Below are 16,885 nucleotides of genomic sequence, written 5' to 3'. Positions count from 1 at the left end.
GCCTCAATTTAGTACTAATAGAACATTTCTAATCATATTCTTATAAAAGAAAAGAATATAAAGGAGTGTAAAGTTAGTTGTTAAAAAAAGTTAAAGTTAGTTTACGTCCCATTGCTGGTAAGATAAATTTACCTACTGTTTTGAAAACAGCTATACTTCCGGGTGACTCAATGGAAAGATTATTCATTGCAACCCAGGTAGGAGAGATTTTTTACATTGAAAACGGAGTTATAAAAACCTTTTTAGATATTCGCCCCCGAATCATAAAACTAGGTTTTTCTGGTGGTAAATATGATGAACGGGGATTGATAGGGCTAGCATTTCATCCTCAATTTTCTTATAACGGTCTATTTTATCTTCATTATTCAGTAGCTGGAACGCAAGGTCCGGGTGCTCTTCCAAGTTCAGAAGTTTCAAGACAAGGTCTTCCTGAATTTTTTAAGCCTAACCCTTGTGACCCCAAAACCTTAAACCAAAAGTGGATAAATAGAGAGGTTAACTTTGATCATATTGATACAGTTGAAGAATGGATTTTACAATCCAATGGTCAACCTCAAAAACGGCGTACATTACTTAATTTAAGAAGACCATTTTTTAATCATAATGGTGTCAATAGCTTAAACTTTTCACCTGAAACAGGAAAACTTGTTTTAACAACTGGTGATGGTGGATCAGGCTATGATCCATTTAATTCAAGCCAGAATGATATGGAAATCGCCGGTAAAATAATTGAAATTGATGTGGCTAAGAATACATTTATCAATAATCCGCCGGTAGTCACACGTTTTGATGAACTTCCCGCACCTATTCAGGAAACTCTTACGGTGATTGCCAAAGGGACTCGCAATATACCTGGCATTTCATTTCAAAGGTTTTATAACCAGTATATCAAATATGTAGGAATTGTAGGACAGGATCTGGTAGAGTCAATTTTTTCATTCGTTCATTATAAACCAATACCGGTTCCTCAGCTTATTCAAGCTTCTTTAATGAAATCTGAACCTAACCAAGAAGGATTTATTAACTTTGGATGGCGAGGGTGGGAAGGTGCTTTTCCTACTTCGATTATAAGGAGCTGCTCTGCAAATCCAGCTTTGGATGAGGAAACAATTGCTTATTACAATGATGCAGTGAAAACTTCAACGCAGCGTATTCCACCTATAATTAGTTATTTTCATAAAGATCCTAGGACGGATAAGTTTGGAGCCACTGCACTTACAGGAGTCCAGCCATATATGGGAAATAGAATTCCCGATTTAACTGGAAGCGTTGTGTTTACCGATTTTGCCCGGAATGAAGGATCAGAGCCTCCTGTTAGAGGGGTTTTAGCTTACACCAGGGTAAGAACAGATTGTAAGCTAAGTGATTTTAGTGTTATTGAAACTGATTATACTTTTGGGTCTCAAGCAGCATATTATACTAGTTTGGGAACGAATTTGAATCAAACCAGGTTATACTTAGGGGTTTATGGCTCTATGAATGTGACTGATCTTAACCAAGGTACTATTTTTGAAATTGTTCCATGATTAATAACTATATAATTCAATTTATTTAATCGAAATGTAATATAAATATGAGAGAGGAATCATTTTCCCTCATAAATTTTCAAACTGATTTAGTGTAAGCTAGGAGGCATTTAAATTGAAAAAAATGAATATAGGCAGGTTTATTTGTATTGGAGGAATATTAACAACAATAGCTGTACTATTCCAATCAGCACCTGTATTTTTGCCCGCCATTGGGCTGGCCTTAAGTCCATTAAGTACTCTACCTATTGCGATAGCTGCTGTTTCTAATATTTCTCTTGGTTTTGCTGTATTTTTTTCTTCTGCATTAATTCTTGTTATAGTTAGTGCGCAGGAGACAATAATCCTGCTTTTTACCACTGGTCTACTAGGTATCGTTATGGGAACATTACTTTATAGGAAGGGATTAATTATTTCTATATTATTTTCAAGCATAGCATTATCTCTTGGGATGATATCTTTAACTTATATAGTAGGTATTTCGGCATTTGTAGATTTAGCCAGTCAATTATCAACTCCTTTAACTTTTTTAATTTTTTTCTCATTTTCACTTGTTTACACCAGCATCTGGAGTATTTGCTTTAGAAAATTCATGAATTATATTATAAAAATAAATGTACTCGGATAAATATATACTTGAATGCCGTTTTGAACTCATCCCTGTCAAGTCCTTTTAAAAAATTAAGGTGTATATCTAATTTGTCTGGGATATACACCTTTTCACTCTTTCGTACAAGCGCCCATTCGTTTATTATATATTCGTTTTTCATGTAAAAACCCCTTCTGTCTTTTCTTATATATATTAATCCTGACATCACAGGAAATTTATTACTTTCTTACCATGAGATGCATTTATCCAAGTCGTTAGCCTCATATACTCTTTATACTGTCAGCTCTAGCATAAATAACCTCTGCTGCAGCGCTGCGATGATAAGATTGCATACATTTATCCCCATTCATATTCTCAATCAAATTATGCATGTACATCTCTGCCTAAATGAATTTTTCTTTCACATAAGTTAGAAATAGGACAATTATCACATAATGGGTTTGTTGGTCGGCAATATTCCCTTCCAATAACCCAAATAGGAGTAGTAAGTTTACCTGGAAAATCAGGATAAATTAGTTTTGCCACTCCAGTCACTTGCTCTAATGTATCACTCTTAACCAATCCAATTCTTAAGAAGACCCTTCTAACATGTATATCATAAGCAATATCAATAATATGAGCATCCTTTACATAGACGCCTTTATCCCTTACTAATAACATTGTTCCAAGAGCAGCTTTTTTTGAGCTAATACCTTTGAAAGCACATAATCGGCAAATTATTTCTTTAGCACTGTCTGTATTTGACCAAATATTAGCACCATCTGCTTGATAATAATCTATAATATGCTTACTCGCTAAATAAAGATAATCAGCTATTCTTCCTGGATACCTATGTAAAGCTGGCTTATCTTTTATCGCCTTCTCTATTTCGTGCTCATATCCCTCACTACCCATCTTGTGCATATCATAATGACCTAGTCTTTTCTTTAATTGAAATGGTAAAGACCATGCTAACTCAGCTTTTGTAGATTGATCAGATATTAATCCGAAAATGAATGCATTAGCATTGTTCTCAACAAATTCTCTTGCTTCTTCTGAAATCAATGATCCCCGTAAAACACTCTGATCTAAACAAGATTCTTCATAGTAAGCTAACAATTTTTCTCTTAACTCATTTTTTCTTAAATATGTTGCTTCCATAGTTTTAAATATGCCTCCATCCTTTTGCCCCAGTTTAGTAAGTGCTTAATTTTTATTCCTATATCATGAATACCTGCATCTTCCTAAGTTCGTATTTTAATTATAGATTATCCTTTAAAAAATTCAATAGGCAATTTCTGGATTTGTTCATTTTAAAGACACGTTTCAGTATTTTATAAGTTGTATAGATTCTCCTAGCGTATTCATTAACTGTCATCTCTGGCTTAAATCTATATCTTTCTCTATTCTCGCTTGCTAAGTTCCCTAGGAAAAAGGAAAACGTTTCAAGAGTCAAAGTACTTATTTGAGTTTCTGTTGAATCTGAAAAAGATCCGTGTGAATACTCTTATAAAACTTCTTTCTCTCATATGTCCTCTCTTCATTATCAACTGGCCTGTTACCTTAAAACTAAAAACAAGACTTAAAACGCCTCTGGTACAATGAAATCATCACAAAACCATTACCTCTCAGAAAGGACGTGTTCAAGTCTCATGAAGATTATTAGTCCTTATCTTCAATGACAGCAATTCCGTCTATTTCAAGAAGGCAAGATGAACGCGCAAATTTCGAAACAAATAGAACGGTGACTAAAGGGTGATTCTCTAATAAACCAGCCACTTCTTGGAATGCTTTGTAACCAATTCGTGGGTCGCATCCACTAAGTAAATATATATTGAGTTTAACCAGATTGGTGAAACTTGCATTTTCAGAAGCTAAAATAGCTGCGATATTATTAAGCGCCTGCTTTGTCTGCAATTCCAAATCACCGGCCCCAATCAGATCACCTTTTGAATTAATAGCATTTTGTCCGCCTATATAAATTGTTTTTGCCTTTCCGCTTACGGTAATCGCTTAACTAAATGCTTTTGATAAGAATAAACCGTTTGGATTCTTATGTTCTATTTTAAAATCAGTCACAATTTTGACTCCTTTCAAATAAAATCTACCTTAAATATAGCCAAATTCATTTTTGGTCTATAAAGTTCTCCTATAAAGAAGGTTATCTTAAGTGATCTAATCTCCATTTAAACTCTTAGCCCATTCTTTTACTCTCTGGCTGCTTTCTTCTTCCGATAAATCTTCGATCCTGGTCATAATGGACCATCTCACTCCAAAAGGATCCAAAATACTTCCGTATCGGTCACCTGAGACAAAATTAACAACAGGTTCCCTGACTTTTGCTCCTCTTGCCACTGCATTTTCAAACACCTGATCCACATCAGAAACATAAATTGCTAAGGAATAGCAGACATTATCCTCCGTAGGCGGCAAAACCAGTTTATAGGCCGGATTTGCTGCTCCCAACTGCAAAAATCCGTTTCCAAAATCCAATTCCGCATGAACAATTATTTTATTGCCGTTTTCATCTAAAAATTCAGTGATATCCTTAACTCTTGCATTGAAAACAGACTTATAAAATTCTATTGCTTCAGAAGGGTTCTTCAATACTATAAACGGTGTTATAGTTGTGAATCCATTGGGTATCCCATTTTTTGTATACTTACCTGACGCTCCTGTATACTTTATGCTATCAGTCATTTTTATCTCTCCTTTAAATTAAAACCTAAAAATTTTGAACTATGCCTTCATTGTATTGAATTCATTAACTCGTAGAAATATTTAGTTTCATGAGTTTTATTAAGATTGTACCAGGCGTTTAATGTTTGTGGGGTAAATACGTCTAAGGTCTTCAAGACATGTAAAGCAAATTCCAATGGAGCTATTCCGGAAGCAGTTATCAGTTTTCCAGCAGTTACAGCAGACTCCTTCTTGTAGTACTTTTCTCCGGTATAGGTAGGACATATCATTTTAAGATATTCCAAGTCGTTGCTCGTATGCCATCGCGAATCCAGAAATCCTCTCTGAGCAAGCCCTATTGTAGCTCCACAAATTGCCGCCACAAGGGTATTTTCCTTTAAGCACTGCTCTACAGCTTTTATTATAGGTTCGTGAATTGTTTCTGTCCAAGTATCTCCACCTGGTAGAATCAATGCATCTGCGTTTTTAATGCTGCACTCATCCAATCTAATATCAGGTAATATTTTCAGGCCTCCCTTTGTAGTAATAGGAGTCTTTTCAATTCCCACAGTAACTATTTTTGATGGTGTCACCCCTTTCCTATAATATCTTCCCGAATTCAGTTCGGCAGTTAAGTAACCTATTTCCCAGTCTGCCATAGGATCAAATACGTAGAGATATACAGTATTATTCATTTGCATGTCCTCCATCTTTTCCAGTTCATCGAGTATCCCTATTATAAAACAGCTTCACTGACAACGGCTGTCAGTGAAGCTGCTAAATTTTATAATATTCCATTAACTCTGATGCGATATCGACAAGTTTTATCTTCAAACTCTGTGGCTCTATTACTTGAATAGCCTTTCCGTAAGATAAAAGGAAATAGGGTACATATGCATGAATTACTCTTTCATCAAGTAAAAACACAGCTTGATTTGAAGTCCTCTCTTTCAGATGATGACCTAAAAACCAATGAATGCATAAGTCATCCAAAGCCTCTGACCTGCCCCTGATAATTAATGAGGCCACCCCATCCTTACCCTCTAGATCAGGTAAAAGATTTTGTAAAAAGAATTCCTTAGCAGAAAAAGCTTCAGGCCGTTTAAACATCATTTGCGTTTGCTTTATCTGTAAAATCCGTTCAGCCCGAAAGCTACGGATTTCATTCCGCAGATGGCAAAATCCAATAGTATACCATTTATTGTTCCAATAAAGCATTCCATAAGGATCAATCACTCTTGGCCTAGGTTGTTCTTCGTGGCCAGTGCGGTATTCAATTTCTACCGAGTACTCGTTTGCTACAGCCCGCTCTAGTTCTTCCAATATCGTCTTAACAGAAGGATCAATATCACGGTTTATTACTTCGAAACCGGCTAGATGGCGATTAAGAATACTTTCCTGTTCCTGATTTGAGTACATTTTCAATTTTTCGGTTGACCTGCTTAATGCCTCACTAAAAGGGTACCCCGCTTCTTTTGCAAATACGGCCGCATGAAGGAGCGCTTTTTGCTCATCAATATCAAAAATCAGAGGCGCTCTGAAAAAATTGTTCAGCAAGCTATACCCGCCATTATGACCTGTATCGGATATTATAGGAACTCCGCTGGCACAGAGCGAATCAATATAACGGTAAACAGTTCGTACGTTTATCTCTAACTTTTCTGCTATTTGTTTCGCAGTTATTTTTGCTCCTGAATTCAGCATCCAAAGAATTGCCAGCATATTATCATTTTTTGACATAGCACCCCTCCTTTCTTATCTTGCTCCCTTCTCTCTAGCGGCGTTTCGCGCCACTTGGTACGGTGTGGCAGCAATAACCCTTGAGCACTCCTGAAGCCGGCTTCTCACCAAAATTTAGACCCTTAGCGATCCACGGAAACCCCTGGCAGCATAGTAGGATTCTGCTCCATTGTGGTACACAAAGACAGTGTCGTAGCGACGATCACAAAAGATGGCCCCGCCGAGTTTTCTAATATTAGCAGGTGTTTTCACCCAGCTCGATGTTTTCATATCGAAATTTCCTAGTTTCTGAAGCTCTCGGTATTGTTCTTCCGTTAAAAGCTCAATGCCCATGGCAGCAGCCATATCAATAGCGTTATTTTCTGGTTTATGTTCTTTCCTTGACTCCAGCGCTTCACGGTCATAACAAACACTTCTGCGGCCTTTAGGACTTTCTGCTGAACAATCATAAAAAATGTATTCACCCGTCTCTTTATTTTGACCAACAACATCCGGTTCTCCACTAGTTATTTCCATTTCATTGAGCGACCACAGCTTTTCAGTATTAGCTTCTAGCTTTGCTTGTACTTTAGCCCATTCAAGACCTTTATGGCGGTTCATATTTTTCTCAAAACGGGCTTTCAGTATTCTGAGTAGTTCTTCGCGCTGTTCTGGTGACAACTCCTTTTCATTGCTTATTTTATTACTCTTTGTCACGTTAGTTTCCTCCTTATTGTTTTTACTCATAATGGTTTAAGTATAGGAGGCTGTGAAAAACATAGGTGTTCTTTTTTACGGGTCGCTCGTGGTGCTCCACGCGCGGTGTAGGAAAACTTATAGAACACCTTTTTTCATAGCCTCCTATATATAAATATTTGTTCATAATATTTTAGCCAAATCAATAGATTTATATGTTTTTTGCATAGTAAGTCATCATACTTATTCTAATTTAAATGATGCAATCTGATAGAAGTTATTCTCCTAACATTAATTATAATATAAATAGTAATTTTTCGGTATCTCATTTTTTGTGTTTTACCGGCCTTATGTGTCCTTCCGACCACAATTCGTCATCATAACTACACACTCCACATAGGTTAGAGCTATATTATGATACTATACGCGGAAGTAAGGGGTTATGCATATTTGCGAACCACTAATGCACCTATTTCTCTTTAACTGCTAATTTTAGTGAATTTCTATATTCTGAAGGAGTTTTCCCTTCGCTCTTTTTGAACACAGTGGAAAAATGCCCACTATTTAAAAAGCCACATTGCATAGCTATTTCCTCTATTGAAGTATTTTCTTCCTTTAGCTTCTCCTTTGCTTTTTTTAATCTAAATTCCAATATATATTGATATGGGGTTTTATTCATTTCATTCTTAAATATTCTTTGAAAATGACAAGGACTTATATAAATGGCATTACATATTTCATTTATAGTAATATTGCTATTATAATAGGATTCTATATAAATAATTGCTTGCTTTACATAAGATTTTTCTTGGACATGGTTAATTTTATTTATTATAGGGTCTAAACCCATATCTCTTAATAATTGTATAACAATTTGTGTTTCTATACATTCAATCATTAGTGGGGAAGGAATATCTAAATAAATAAATTCTTGCATAAAAAATTCAAGTAAATCTAAGGTTTTATAACTGTAATGATTATCATATATTACTGATTTCATCTTTTTATTACCAACAATCTTCAAAAAAATATCTTCAAAAAAATCTTTTTTTACACTAATGGCTGCATACTTGGCTTGAGACTTATTCTTTGCAACCCCTACTGTAATTTCAGTCCCTGGTGACATGCATAATAAAGTGCCACTTTTAAATTGATATTCCTTATTGTTTATCGTTGCACATGGAGGAGTGGTATGAAAAATAACAAAATGATAGTCGTCATGAATTATGCCTTTTTCGATTTTATAAGTATGTGGAATAAAAACTGCCACATTTGTTCCTATGTAAGATCTTGTATTGTCATGGACACTCTTAGGTAATTTTTCTATGAAATCATCAAATCTACTTTTCACTCATATTCTCTCCTTTAGATATAAACTTTTTTTGATATATACTCGTCTAATCTCTCTTATATAACTATATCCTGATTTAGAAAATGAATCATAAAATACCTAAAACCAAGCTATTTATATATAAATTTTATGATAGTTTTATTGATTTTATTTCATTAATGCATTGAATATAATAAAACATAAATAATATTGTAGCTAAGAAATTATAAGGGGATGTTAATAATGAGTGATAATAATACTGAAAACAAGATTAAATCTTCATTGGGTATGGATGAGAATGTAGCTGGACTATTTTCCTATCTTTTAGGGTTTATTACTGGAATAATATTCTTCATCCTAGAGAAAGAAAGTAAGTTTGTAAAATTTCATGCTATGCAATCTATAATATTGTCAGCTGTTCTCACCGTATTATATGGAATTCTTGGCTTCATCCCAATTATAGGGTGGATAATACTACTGCTATTACCACTTATAACTATGATCTTATGGATAGTTCTTATGATAAAAGCCTACAAAAATGAATATTTTAAGCTACCTATCATAGGCGACTTAGCAGAAAAGTACTCTGGGAAATGAATAGTTAAAATTATCTATAAGCATTAAAATTATATACTATTTTTAGATTTTTCTATAAAAGGAGTTTTTAAAATGAAACGTAGACCATTCATAATTTTCATTTTACTAATAGCAGTATTAACCGTATTCATGACTGGATGTAAAAAGAAAATAGAAGATAAGATAACAGAAAAGCTTGTTGAAAAAACAACAGGCGCTCAAGTAGACATTAACAAAGGTACTACTACAATAAAAACTGGAGAAGGCACTACCCAAATGGGGCAAAACTTGAAATGGCCAAAGGATAAAATGGGTAATTTGCCAGAGTTAAAGGCTAATATCAATACTGTACTGGAAGACAAAGAAAAAACTATTGGTATGATATACTTTGATGGCTTTAAAAAAGATGATGCTATAAAATATGTTGATTCCATTAAAGAGCTTAAGTATAAGTCACTACTTGAAACCACAAGCAGTGATGGATTCATGTATTCAGGTAAAGATGAAGATGGCTCAGAGGTTGTTTTTTCTTACCTCAACAATGGAACAGGAAGTATTTCTTATACAGATAAACCCTTTATGTTCCAAGACAGTTCTTATAATAGTGACTCGACAAAAAAACCTTCTGGTTCAGAAAATATAGATATGACCGATGCTGTTCCATGGCCTAAGGATTTCTTGAAAAATATCCCAGAATTAGAAGGAAAAATTACTGAAGTAAGTAGTAATAGTCCACAAGCCAAATTTATTTATATTGAATATGTAATAAAAGAAGATGCCTTAGATTATATAGAGAAATTGAAAAAAATTGGATTTACTGAATCACCATCTGAATCCATGTCTGGAGACTCTTTAAATTATGAAGCTAGCAACGAAAATGCAGATCATATAATATTTAGCTGGTCCAACACTGGCTATGCAACTATAAATATACTCAAGGCTGAATAAATAAGTTAAGTGCCAAACTGGCACTTAACTTATTTTAGCAAATGGACATTTTTGAACTAACATCATAATTCATTTTCATAACACAACTGTCCGCAAGCAGCACTAATTTCAGAACCAAATTGTGTTCTAACAGTTACACTAATACCAGCTTTCTTTAGTGTACTGCAAAATTGCTTGATAGCATTTGAAGATTGAAATTTAAAAGTTGTTTTGTCCGTAGAATTATAATGTATCAAATCAATGTGATATAAATGCTCCCATGAACCACGATTTTTCAATAAACCTACAACTGCCTCTGCATGTTCTTTCGAATCATTAATTCCTTCAAGCATAATATAAGCAATAAACACTCGTCGTCCCGTATGAATGATATGTTCATCTAACGTCTTCATTACCTCATTCAATGGAAATCTTTTATTTATAGGCATTAAATCGCTTCGTTGACTTTCAAATGGTGAATGAAGTGAAAAAGCTAGATTCACTTGTGGAAATTCTTTGGTCAATCTTTGAATTCCTGGTATAATGCCAATTGTTGAAATAGTAATTCTTCGTTGACTTAACCCAAATAAATTTTGATCAGTTAAAATTTTTACTGCATCAAATAATTCTGGATTTGCAAAAGCCTCACCCATTCCCATAAATGAAATACTATTCAATCTATGGTTATTAAAATAGAAATAAAGTAATTGGTCAGTTATCTCATCAGCAGTAAGATTGCGTGTAAATCCAGCACTCCCCGTTGCACAAAAACGACATCCAAAACCACAACCACATTGGGAAGAAATACAAAACGATTCCCACCCCTGTTTATACTTTAGTCCAACAGCTTCTATTCTTTCCCCATCAGTCAATTGGAATAACAATTTTTGAGCTTGTTTAGAATCTTGTGAAAAAACAGGTATTACACTAGATACATTATTTCCAAATTCATTTACTAAAGCTATCCTTAACGCTTTTGGTAGTATATGCATATCATCAAAATTATCTATTCTTTGATGAAAAATAGCTTTTGTAAGCTGCTTGTATCTATAATCAGGTAATTTTAGATTTGATACTATTTGTTTTATTTTTCCATATTTTGTTTTTGTCTGTTTCATGTAGGCTTCCTCCTCACTATTAATAGTTAGGAAGCAAAGCCAGTATAATTAGCGACTTATACTACTCCATGCAAGCGTCGCCCAAAACATCTGGCTTTGCATGGAGCCTATTGTGTGTTACTTTTATATTCCTTTTAAACATATTAATTGCCATTTCTACCTTTACAATTTTATTATTTTTGTTGCAGCATTTTCACAAAATGCATTATCATGTGAAATGAGAATAAATCCTTTATATTCGTATTTCCCAAGCAAAAGATTTAGAAAAGTAGTCTTTCTTCTTCCGTTTCTTCCAGTAAAGCTTAATTTCCAATCGGTATCAATTTGAAAGCTTACATTTTCAAAAATATTATCATAGCTACCTTCATAAGCAAAGGTTAAATTTGTAACATTTATTAAAGACATATTTTTGTCCTCCTCTGTATTTAATAGTATTAATAACAAAGTCGGAACAATAGGTGACCTTGTTATTACTGCATATAAGTGTCGCCTGCAGTATCCGACTCTATATGGAGATTATCATGTGTTAGCAAAGTGTCTTTATTTATCATAATATTATTTATCCTCCTTATTCGAATTATTTATAAAAAAGTAAGAGCCGCAAGAATTAATTATTCTTACAGCTCATAGATATACGTAGTTAAGCTAATCATTGTAGCATAATACAAGTGTATATATTAAGAGAAAAAAGAATAACTTTCTTGCATAAGTACAACAAAACAAACAGAACGCACCTGTTTATCTTTGTATTAAATGTACTTTAAAAACTAGCAAGAAAATTTAATCATTTCTTCACCTCAAATTTCAAATTTTTATCATTATACTATTATACGTCGAAAAAGTCAATCAAGAGTGAATCAAGAAAATCTATTTCTTCTCTATCTTTATCCTCGGAATTCAATTAATTCGCCATCAGGGCCTTGAAAAACAACTCTTTTCCAGCCTGTTTCCTGAGGTGATCTGGGCTCGGGAATATGTGGTTCAGTTACGACTGGGATCCCTGCATTTTTAAGCTTTTGATAATCTAAATCAAAATCATCGCTAATGAGACAGAAATGATACCCGTTATTCTCCTTTTCATGTGTCCAATGTTCAAACTCTAACACGGTATCGCCCAACTTAAGATAAACAACCTTTTCAAGGCTCGGTACCCCGGGAACATCGTGTTCAAAATATTTTTTAAATCCAAAGTTTTTTTCATAAAAGTCAATGGACTTTTGTCTGTCTTTTACAGAAAATGCAACATGGTCTATTCGTGTAAACATTAATCAATACCTCCTATACTCAATCTTGAATTTTTATAAATATGGGTTAATCCTTTTTGGAAGTGTCAATTTTAATCTGCAACACAACCCAATTGGTAGAGCTGGTATTATTGAATCCATGTGTCTCGCCATTCGGTGAGAAAATTATATCCTTTTCTTTCACAAGCATTTCTTCATTGTTTATTGTGATTGTACCTTCACCAGAAATTACATAAAAGACTTCATCGATATCCGAATGCTTATGATCAGGTGTTGTTTGCCCTGGAGCATAAAGCAAAAGTCCTGTATCCAGCTGGCCTTCTTTGAAGATTGCCTTACGCGCACTTTTTTCAGTTGAAAAATTAAGAATATCGCCAATATTAATTTTTTTCATTACTTATCACTCCTATCTATTTGAAATACTATTCAGCTATCATTAACAATTTAAATCTAAACCGGTTGATTTATAAGTTACTGCTGTACAATTACTATAATATCGTTACAAACTTTTTGCAAGAAGGCACTATTTTGTGCTATACTAACCAGATAGTAAGTATAGCACAATAATTGACAGGAGTGATAATAATGCCGTGTGATAAATCATGCCCTATTGAGCATACCGTCAACTTAATCGGGCACAAATGGAAGGTGCTTATTCTGAGAACTCTATTCAATAACGGTACACAAAGGTTTAGTGAACTCAGTAAAGGAATCAACGGAATAAGCCAGAAGATGCTGACACAACAGCTTCGGCAGATGGAGGACGATGGGATAATTTATAGAAAAGTTTATCCGGAGGTACCACCAAAGGTTGAATATTCTCTCACGGTACTTGGCAAATCTTTAAAACCGATTTTGGATGAAATGAATAGTTGGGGAATAGAACATCTAAAACATAGTAATCTGAATCAGCAAAATAATGGATAATTTTATGTAATGCTTTCAACTTGCATATTTCATCATTAAGTTCGACTGCCCCCACTTCCTCCTTATATGGTTCCTGTTCGTCAGGGATAGGTTTTGCCGGTGTAAGCGTAACACCGGCATTCCCATTGATTTTGTCCTATATACGCTCCATAGCTTTTTCTATATTCTTTTGCTTCATCAAAATCTATTGTACACTGGAAGAGTTCGAACTCATCTACGTTTGATTCAATACTGTCTGTATAGCTTAAAAACTACAGTTCCATCTCAACCTATATGTCAGGCACATTCTTTTTACGGGATAACAGCACGAACGTCTTCACATGCCTTGAGGATACACTAAGCCTGAAATCCCCTTGGCGGCAGGATATATTTAGGTATTTAGAATAGTATTCCCTTAATATACTCAAAGGATAGCTTGGGGTGAACTCCTGCAAAATTCCTGGAAATATACTACTCACCAGCTATTAAAGTCCAGAAGGTCTGAGCCATCTCAAAGCTGCTTCCTGCTTTAATTTCACCTGCCTCCTGTCCCTTCAGAATAACAGGTTCAATCGTATCCTTAACCATATCAGGGCTGTTTTCAATGATTTTGATTATTTCCTTATGCTTACTGACTCTTGAGTAGATGGTTCCTTCCAGCTTAGGGCTTATTTTTGTACCCTTCACAAATTTATTGCCGGTTATATCCAGATAAAACTTCTCCAGGGTTTTTATTGCTGACTCCTCAACCATCTCAAGTATTACCGGATCCTTCGTACCAGCCTTCCACTCATCAGTATCCTCCACAGGTAGGTTATGAAGAAGAATCAACTCCAGATTTCCACACTTCCTACAATACCCGTCGGCTCTGTTATCTTTGAATAGAACATCAGGGAACGCATATCCTGGGGAAGGGATTTCACCTTCCGGTCCAGGGTTGTGGCAACCTCAATCCTTATATGGTTCTCTCCGGCTCTTAATGCTTCTCCCAAAAGAAACTGATATGGTGGACAGATTTTCATTCCAAGACAGCGGCCATTCAGCCAGACTTCAGCGCCTTCATAGACATCTGTAATATTCAATAGCTCCCTACCGGTTGGCATTATATCATAAATAAACTCACTTTCATAACGTAAATAACCAGAAAAGGCAGGTAATACCCGACCCATGCTTCTTAACTCCGTCGTAACTTCAACAGGATGAAACTCCGGATATTGACTGACTTCGGCACTGGAGATGCGCCATGCTGCGCCCAGTCTGTATTCCGACTTAGCCTTGAAATCGCCTTGTTCTTCCACCTCCTTCAGATCCTCAAACAGAGCAACCACACTCTGATAGGGTGTTAATCTGATATGTATGCTTGTTCCGTCTTCGGTATTTCTGTATTCTGCCGGAATTATCCTGTTGTCCATAGCATCATATAAGCTGACCTCTCCTTTTGATTTCACGGTTATCCAGCCATTGTAATCCTTACCGATACTTTCATTGGAGAACATATATATCTCTGTCTGCTCCTTACGGTAATGGTAATAACGCAGCGCATTAAATTGATTGTCACTGCTGATTTCAAATAATTTGTTATCCTTCAGTGTTTTTGACAAAGCCTCCAGAGGAACTACAATGCATTCGGACAGTCCGTCAAGTAGCAGCTTCTCCTCTTCCCGCTTATCTATATTACAGATTCCCTCCGGAAGCCCTTGAACAAAGAATACCGGGAAGCCCTTTTTTGATGCAGTACTGGCAAATACAGCCACTTCCTTTGTGATAAATTCTGCATATGGAACAATAAAGCAGTCATAGCTTTCACCATTCACCTGTAGGCAGCCATCAAATGCTGCCTTGTAAGCTGACATGTCTGCAAAAACATCGGAGGGAAGAATATCAAAATCAATCTGGCTTTCCAGCAGCTCTCTGGCAACCTTCTGATTAAACATACAGCCGCCAGTCCATTCGGCTTCTCCGTGATACAATACTGCTGCCGGTGCTATATGTGTACCTCCGTTCAATAGATGGCACATACGATTGGTGTAGTGCATCAGCTTTTTAAAATAATTAAACTGAGGATCCTCTCCCCCGGCATAAAAATGAGGCGGGCAGTCCGAATCAGGAAAATCCTTTGGTGAAAATGCGTGAGGTACATATACATTAATACCTCTCACCAGAAAATGATCCGTCAGATATTTCATCGTTCTTATCCCAAGCCTCCAGCCGTAAGCTCCGAAGATTTCACACATAGCCCTTCCCTGTTTCTTCGGATCGATATGGGCAAGGGACGAACCCAGCTTTCCGAGTTCATAATGATAAAACTCTCCATCCTTATCCGCACCCAACAATGCTTCTCTTTTATGATTTTCTCCTCCGGGAAGAACCTGATCTCCGATATTATCAATTCCTGACATATGCTGGCCCATCATGGAGCGGAAAAAATGTCCCTGGCTGCTGCCAAGTCTGCTATGCTGATTATTATCCTCCACGATATGACCGATGTATTCCACTCCTCTTTCCTCACACCACTGTCCGATCTGTCTGGAAAAATTCTCTTCCACCAGTCTGGTCACACAGTCCATATAGGCATAGCGAACCCTGGCATTTACCTTCTCATCCGCCATGTCGGTCCAGAGTGCAGGATAATATGGTAAATACTCCTTCCCCAGCTTCTCCTCCAACATTTTCTCAAGCTGGCTGCTCCAGGGAAGCGGTGCTTTTTTCTTTCCGATGGACTCATCAAAATTATAGCCGATGCTGTTGCCGAGGCAGGGTTCATCCGAAAAGAAGCCTGCAATTGTTTTCCCAAATTCTTCTTTGTAATGCTCATAATGAGGTTCATACACCGCATCAATCTGGATTCTACAGGAAGCTTTATCCACCATACTGATATAGTCGCAGCGCCCCTCACCATTTCTGGTAATAAAAAGAACATTAATCCTCCAGGTACCCTGGGGAACGTCCCATATTAATTTTCCGTTCACAATATTTGCAATAAGATCGATTCCTTCCCCAATCAAGGATGATTCCCTATCCATCTGATATGCACGGATGGACAGGATTCTGTCATCTGTAAAATAGCGCTTCTTCTCCGAGCTCATACCAAACATTTCAAGATTTAATCCGGAGGGCAGCATGATCGGCATCATCATGGCGGCAAGACTAACCTCAACCTCAGGTGTAGGGCCGCTTACATCGATGAACTTCCGACTAATGTACTGCTTACAGTATTTATCCTCTGACTCGGCAATTTTTCCGGCGGCATAGCCGGTAGGAAAATGTGCATCATCCAGAATCCACAGCTTCATATCCCTTTTCTTAGCTTCATCAATAATTATATCCATATCATGCCACCAGCCCGGTCCAAGATAATCCGGATGGGGTCTGGCCTCCACACAGACTGCACGAATACCACAGCTATGGATTGCCTCCATATACTCCCTCAGCTTCTCTTCACTCTCTCCATGCTGCCAGAAAAATGGCAGAATATAATTATCTTCCTTCTGTTCAATTAGTTCTTTTATAAATGATTTCATTCTTACCTCCATCATGCTGCCATCCGGCAGCTTTTATATTCAAAATGAAAAGGA

The 16,885-nt window shown here is 36.1% G+C and carries 17 protein-coding genes and 1 pseudogene; 5 read left to right on the top strand and 13 right to left on the bottom strand.

Going from position 1 to position 16,885, the window contains the following annotated elements; all coding sequences use genetic code 11:
• Positions 1-77 precede the first annotated feature (77 nt).
• A complete protein-coding gene (locus tag BN2665_RS08085) occupies positions 78-1,526 on the top strand; it encodes a PQQ-dependent sugar dehydrogenase (RefSeq protein WP_055666613.1) in 1,449 nt (482 codons plus the stop codon).
• Between the two features lie 124 nt (positions 1,527-1,650).
• On the top strand, positions 1,651-2,154 hold the full coding sequence (locus BN2665_RS08080) for a hypothetical protein (RefSeq protein WP_242865935.1): 504 nt from the start codon (positions 1,651-1,653) through the stop codon (positions 2,152-2,154).
• 345 nt (positions 2,155-2,499) lie between these two features.
• On the opposite strand, the gene BN2665_RS08075 is transcribed toward BN2665_RS08080, so the two are convergent.
• The 7 genes from BN2665_RS08075 to BN2665_RS08045 form a co-directional block, all read right to left on the bottom strand.
• Positions 2,500-3,276, bottom strand: a complete 777-nt coding sequence (locus BN2665_RS08075; protein WP_055666611.1) for an endonuclease III domain-containing protein — start codon at positions 3,274-3,276, stop codon at positions 2,500-2,502.
• A gap of 501 nt (positions 3,277-3,777) precedes the next feature.
• Positions 3,778-4,092, bottom strand: coding sequence for a RidA family protein (locus tag BN2665_RS08070; protein WP_074042252.1), 315 nt, complete (start codon positions 4,090-4,092; stop codon positions 3,778-3,780).
• 198 nt (positions 4,093-4,290) lie between these two features.
• Positions 4,291-4,815 (bottom strand): VOC family protein, encoded by a 525-nt coding sequence (locus tag BN2665_RS08065; RefSeq protein WP_055666609.1) that lies wholly within the window; start codon positions 4,813-4,815, stop codon positions 4,291-4,293.
• 47 nt (positions 4,816-4,862) lie between these two features.
• Positions 4,863-5,489, bottom strand: a complete 627-nt coding sequence (locus BN2665_RS08060; protein ID WP_055666608.1) for a type 1 glutamine amidotransferase family protein — start codon at positions 5,487-5,489, stop codon at positions 4,863-4,865.
• A gap of 82 nt (positions 5,490-5,571) precedes the next feature.
• Entirely contained in the window at positions 5,572-6,534 is a 963-nt protein-coding gene (locus tag BN2665_RS08055; protein ID WP_055666607.1) for a helix-turn-helix transcriptional regulator, read from the bottom strand.
• Positions 6,535-6,648: 114 nt separating this feature from the next.
• Positions 6,649-7,230 (bottom strand): DUF4256 domain-containing protein, encoded by a 582-nt coding sequence (locus tag BN2665_RS08050; RefSeq protein ID WP_055666606.1) that lies wholly within the window; start codon positions 7,228-7,230, stop codon positions 6,649-6,651.
• 448 nt (positions 7,231-7,678) lie between these two features.
• Positions 7,679-8,560: a helix-turn-helix transcriptional regulator gene (locus BN2665_RS08045; RefSeq protein WP_055666605.1), complete on the bottom strand. Its 882-nt coding sequence runs from the start codon at positions 8,558-8,560 to the stop codon at positions 7,679-7,681.
• A 222-nt stretch (positions 8,561-8,782) separates the two neighbouring features.
• On the opposite strand from BN2665_RS08045, the gene BN2665_RS08040 reads away from it, so the two are divergent.
• Together BN2665_RS08040 and BN2665_RS08035 are read left to right on the top strand one after the other, a co-directional pair.
• Positions 8,783-9,136, top strand: coding sequence for a DUF4870 domain-containing protein (locus BN2665_RS08040; RefSeq protein WP_055666604.1), 354 nt, complete (start codon positions 8,783-8,785; stop codon positions 9,134-9,136).
• 72 nt (positions 9,137-9,208) lie between these two features.
• Positions 9,209-10,063: a hypothetical protein gene (locus BN2665_RS08035; protein ID WP_055666603.1), complete on the top strand. Its 855-nt coding sequence runs from the start codon at positions 9,209-9,211 to the stop codon at positions 10,061-10,063.
• Positions 10,064-10,125: 62 nt separating this feature from the next.
• Here the strand turns inward: BN2665_RS08035 and BN2665_RS08030 are convergent, their stop codons facing one another.
• The 4 genes and pseudogenes from BN2665_RS08030 to BN2665_RS08015 form a co-directional block, all read right to left on the bottom strand.
• Entirely contained in the window at positions 10,126-11,160 is a 1,035-nt protein-coding gene (locus BN2665_RS08030) for a Cfr family 23S rRNA (adenine(2503)-C(8))-methyltransferase (RefSeq protein ID WP_055666602.1), read from the bottom strand.
• 222 nt (positions 11,161-11,382) lie between these two features.
• Positions 11,383-11,565 (bottom strand): annotated as a pseudogene (locus BN2665_RS08025) (P-loop NTPase family protein); the annotation flags it as partial.
• A gap of 479 nt (positions 11,566-12,044) precedes the next feature.
• The gene (locus tag BN2665_RS08020; protein WP_055666600.1) at positions 12,045-12,425 is read right to left on the bottom strand and encodes a VOC family protein; all 381 of its coding nucleotides are present in this window, start codon (positions 12,423-12,425) and stop codon (positions 12,045-12,047) included.
• 46 nt (positions 12,426-12,471) lie between these two features.
• The gene (locus tag BN2665_RS08015) at positions 12,472-12,798 is read right to left on the bottom strand and encodes a cupin domain-containing protein (protein ID WP_055666599.1); all 327 of its coding nucleotides are present in this window, start codon (positions 12,796-12,798) and stop codon (positions 12,472-12,474) included.
• 191 nt (positions 12,799-12,989) lie between these two features.
• Here BN2665_RS08015 and BN2665_RS08010 point away from each other — a divergent pair, with 191 nt between their 5' ends.
• Positions 12,990-13,331 carry a winged helix-turn-helix transcriptional regulator gene (locus tag BN2665_RS08010; RefSeq protein WP_055666598.1) on the top strand — a complete coding sequence of 114 codons (342 nt, stop codon included), beginning with the start codon at positions 12,990-12,992 and terminating at the stop codon, positions 13,329-13,331.
• A 450-nt stretch (positions 13,332-13,781) separates the two neighbouring features.
• On the opposite strand, the gene BN2665_RS08005 is transcribed toward BN2665_RS08010, so the two are convergent.
• Both BN2665_RS08005 and BN2665_RS08000 read right to left on the bottom strand, forming a co-directional pair.
• Positions 13,782-14,141 carry a hypothetical protein gene (locus BN2665_RS08005; protein WP_055666597.1) on the bottom strand — a complete coding sequence of 120 codons (360 nt, stop codon included), beginning with the start codon at positions 14,139-14,141 and terminating at the stop codon, positions 13,782-13,784.
• The gene (locus BN2665_RS08000) at positions 14,138-16,831 is read right to left on the bottom strand and encodes a glycosyl hydrolase (RefSeq protein ID WP_055666596.1); all 2,694 of its coding nucleotides are present in this window, start codon (positions 16,829-16,831) and stop codon (positions 14,138-14,140) included. Before BN2665_RS08000 ends, BN2665_RS08005 begins: the two co-directional genes overlap by 4 nt.
• Between the last annotated feature and the right edge of the window lie 54 nt (positions 16,832-16,885).

This window comes from Desnuesiella massiliensis (assembly GCF_001403615.1).
Taxonomy (GTDB): domain Bacteria; phylum Bacillota; class Clostridia; order Clostridiales; family Clostridiaceae; genus Desnuesiella; species Desnuesiella massiliensis.
The sequence above is the reverse complement of the archived record's forward strand: the minus strand, read 5'-3'. Positions and strand labels throughout refer to the sequence as shown.